Source organism: Plesiomonas sp., assembly GCF_051650925.1.
Lineage (GTDB): Bacteria > Pseudomonadota > Gammaproteobacteria > Enterobacterales > CAMTGL01 > Plesiomonas.
This window is the reverse complement of sequence record NZ_JBOFRH010000112.1, coordinates 1-3,545: the sequence shown is the minus strand read 5'-3', so window position 1 is coordinate 3,545 and position 3,545 is coordinate 1. Positions and strand designations below refer to the sequence as shown.

The window sequence follows — 3,545 nt, the reverse complement described above, 5'->3', positions numbered from 1 at the left end:
GGCGCGCATTATTCCGCATTTCCCTTTGGCTGTCAAGGTTTGTTTTTCACATTCCTTAAAAGCGTTTTATTCTTTACTGCTTAGCTTTCAGTGATTTGCATCACGGTTGCCGTGTCAGTGGGGTCGCATTATAGGGAGTATTTACAAAGAGGCAAGCAAAAAAGTTAATAAATCTTTTGCTTGCTCATTTTTTACTCTTTTTGTTTATTTTATACGTTTTTTAAGCAGCGCGGGTACATCAGCAAGGCTATCGAGGACGTAATCTGCTAGGGCTTCGGCTTCTGCGGTGAGGGGTTTTCCACTGCGAACCAGAATCTTGGTGCCAATGCCAGCCGCTTGCGCCGCTTGCATGTCTTCAAGTTTATCACCAACCATATAAGAGGAGGCCATATCGAGGTCAAGCTCTGCTTGTGCTTCAAGAAACATGCCCGGCTTCGGTTTGCGGCATTCACAGTCAATTTTATATTCACCCTTACCGTGCTCTGCGTGATGCGGACAGTAGTAGATACCATCAAGATCAACGCCTCTGTCAGCCAGTGACCAATCCATCCACTCAGTTAAGTGGGTAAACTGGGCTTCGGTAAACAAACCTCGGGCAATGCCAGATTGGTTGGTGACTAAGACCAGTGCCAGCCCCATCTCTTTAATTTGGCGACAAGCGTCAATCGCGCCTTTGATGAATTCAAAGTTGTCACTTTCATGTACGTAGCCATGATCAATGTTCAGTGTACCGTCACGATCAATAAATAGTGCTGAGGTTGCCATGTGAAGATCTCCGGCGGGTCTGGATTTACGGTATCAAGTATGTGCTGATTATCGCCTGCCTGTTCTTATAATGTAAGACGAGAGGCGTTTTTGAGGATAAATGTGGGGATATACGGGTTTATTTCTCTTTCTTTTAGCCGTCTAGACGTAAAAACTGTTGACTATAGCCATCCAGACATCTTAGCATCTGTGTATTCGCTCTGCTGTCTATCCCTATATATTGTTTAGGATCTGTTTTTGTGCGATAGAAGTAAGCATCTGTTTCAGCATGGAGAGCATGACGTACCATGATTAGGCTTAATCACATCAGTAAAATATTTCACACGGAAGGGCGAAGTATCAGTGCGCTTTCAGAGGTGAGTTTGCATGTTCCGGCTGGCCAGATTTTTGGCGTGATAGGTGCATCGGGAGCAGGGAAAAGTACGCTGATTCGCTGTGTGAATCTGCTTGAGCGCCCCTCTTCAGGTGAGGTATTTGTTGATGGGCAGGATATGATGGTGCTGGATGAACCGGCACTCGAGCGTGCAAGACGTAATATTGGGATGATTTTCCAGCACTTTAATCTGCTCTCTTCACGTACGGTGTTTGGTAATGTGGCTTTTGCTTTGGAGTTACAAGGCTTAAATAAAGAGGCGATTGCCACACGAGTGGATGAGTTGCTGGCACTAGTTGGCCTGACAGATAAGAAGACGGTGTTTCCGGCAAATCTTTCCGGCGGGCAAAAACAGCGAGTGGCAATTGCCCGTGCGCTGGCCTGTAATCCGAAGGTATTGTTGTGTGATGAGGCCACCAGTGCGCTTGATCCGGCAACAACGCGGTCTATTTTAACGCTGTTGAAGGATATTAACCGCCGTTTGGGGCTGACGATTTTACTGATCACGCATGAAATGGATGTGGTAAAGCGAATTTGTGATCAAGTTGCGGTCATCAGCGCAGGTCAGCTGATTGAGCAAGGTTCGGTGGGTGAGGTTTTTGCACACCCGAAAACGCCGCTAGCACAGCAGTTTATTCGCTCAACGCTTGATTTAAGTATTCCTGAAGATTATGCCGCAAGGTTGGTAACAACACCGCAGCCATTGCATTTCCCGTTGATCCGTTTGGAGTTTACCGGACAATCTGTTGATGCACCGCTGCTGTCAAAAGTGGCGCGGGAATTTAATATTGATTGCAATATTTTAAGCGCGCAGATGGATTATGCCGGCGGAATTAAATTCGGGGTGATGCTGGCAGAGTTGTTTGGTGATGAGGCGCGTTGTGCGCAGGCAATGGATTATCTGCATGAGCAGCATGTCAAGGTGGAGGTGTTAGGCTATGTCGCAAGCAATGATTGAGCTGCTGTTTAAGGCATTGGGCGAAACACTGATGATGGTGCTAGCTTCTGGGGTTATTGGTTTTGCACTGGGGATCCCACTGGGAGTGATCCTGTTTATTACCAAACCAGGACAAATTAAGGCGAATGCGCCGCTAAATAAAGTGTTAGGTGCGGTGATTAATATCGGGCGCTCTATCCCTTTTATTATTTTGATTGTTTCTATTATTCCGTTAACCCGTTTGCTGGTTGGTACGTCTATTGGTACGGCGGCAGCGGTAGTGCCGTTGGCCATTGGCGCAACCCCATTTATTGCCCGTTTAATTGAAGGGGCATTAATGGAAGTGCCTGCCGGTTTGATTGAGGCGGCAAGAGCGATGGGTGCAACCCCGATGCAGATTATCACTAAGGTGATGCTGCCTGAGGCGCTGCCGGGGATCATTAACAGTATTACTATTACGTTAGTGACCTTGGTCAGCTATTCGGCGATGGCCGGTGCTGTGGGTGGCGGTGGTTTAGGTGATGTGGGTATTCGTTATGGTTATCAACGTTTTGACGGTACGGTAATGCTGGTTGTCATTGCTATTTTAGTGGTATTAGTACAGTTGATTCAAAGTGTGGGTGAGCGCTGGGTAAAGGCAACCGACCATAAGTAACCGGTTTCCCCGCATGTACAATTTAAGCGGTTTCATTGAGCCGCTGTTTTACAACAATATGATTTGTGATTGGTGCTCACGCACCGCAATAAACAAGGATGGTAAATACGATGGCATTACAATTTAAAACACTGGCTCTGGTAAGTGCATTGGCAAGCTCTTTATTGCTGACCGGTTGTGGTCAGGATGATGCGCAAAATAAAATTAAAGTGGGCGTAATTTCCGGTGCGGAAGAGCAAGTGGCTGAGGTGGCAAAAAAAGTCGCCAAAGAGCAATACGGTTTAGATGTGGAATTGGTAAGTTTTAGCGATTATATCACGCCAAATGCGGCGCTGGCGGATGGTTCATTAGATCTGAATGCGTTCCAGCACAAGCCGTATCTTGATCAGCAAATTGCTGATCGTGGGTATAAGCTGACCGTTGTCGGTAATTCGTTTGTCTACCCAATTGCTGGTTATTCGAAAAAAATCAAGGCGCTGTCTGAGTTGAAAGAGGGGGCGGCGGTCTCATTACCTAATGATCCAACCAACCTTGGCCGCTCTTTACTGCTGTTACAAGCACAGGGCTTGCTAACGCTCAAAGAGGGCAGCGGCCTGAATGCAACGGTATTGGATATTGTTGCTAACCCGAAAAAATTAAAATTAATCGAGCTAGAAGCACCGCAATTGCCACGCTCACTTGATGATGTTGACTTGGCGGTTATCAATACGACGTATGCCAGCCAGATTGGGCTGACACCGCCAAAAGATGGTTTATTTGTGGAGGATAAAGCCTCTCCGTATGTGAACCTGATTGTGGCACGCGACAATAATAAA

At 46.7% G+C, this 3,545-nt stretch carries 4 protein-coding genes; 3 read left to right on the top strand and 1 reads right to left on the bottom strand.

The window, feature by feature from the left end:
- Positions 1-204 precede the first annotated feature (204 nt).
- A complete protein-coding gene (gmhB, locus tag ACRC27_RS02445; protein ID WP_438623586.1) occupies positions 205-765 on the bottom strand; it encodes a D-glycero-beta-D-manno-heptose 1,7-bisphosphate 7-phosphatase in 561 nt (186 codons plus the stop codon).
- Between the two features lie 287 nt (positions 766-1,052).
- Between gmhB and metN the strand changes: the two genes are divergently transcribed.
- The 3 genes from metN to metQ all read left to right on the top strand — a co-directional run.
- Positions 1,053-2,096, top strand: coding sequence for a methionine ABC transporter ATP-binding protein MetN (gene metN, locus ACRC27_RS02440; RefSeq protein ID WP_438623587.1), 1,044 nt, complete (start codon positions 1,053-1,055; stop codon positions 2,094-2,096).
- Positions 2,077-2,730: a methionine ABC transporter permease gene (locus ACRC27_RS02435; protein WP_438623588.1), complete on the top strand. Its 654-nt coding sequence runs from the start codon at positions 2,077-2,079 to the stop codon at positions 2,728-2,730. Before metN ends, ACRC27_RS02435 begins: the two co-directional genes overlap by 20 nt.
- A gap of 110 nt (positions 2,731-2,840) precedes the next feature.
- Positions 2,841-3,545: methionine ABC transporter substrate-binding lipoprotein MetQ (gene metQ, locus ACRC27_RS02430; protein WP_438639114.1), on the top strand; the 705-nt coding region annotated here is incomplete at its 3' end.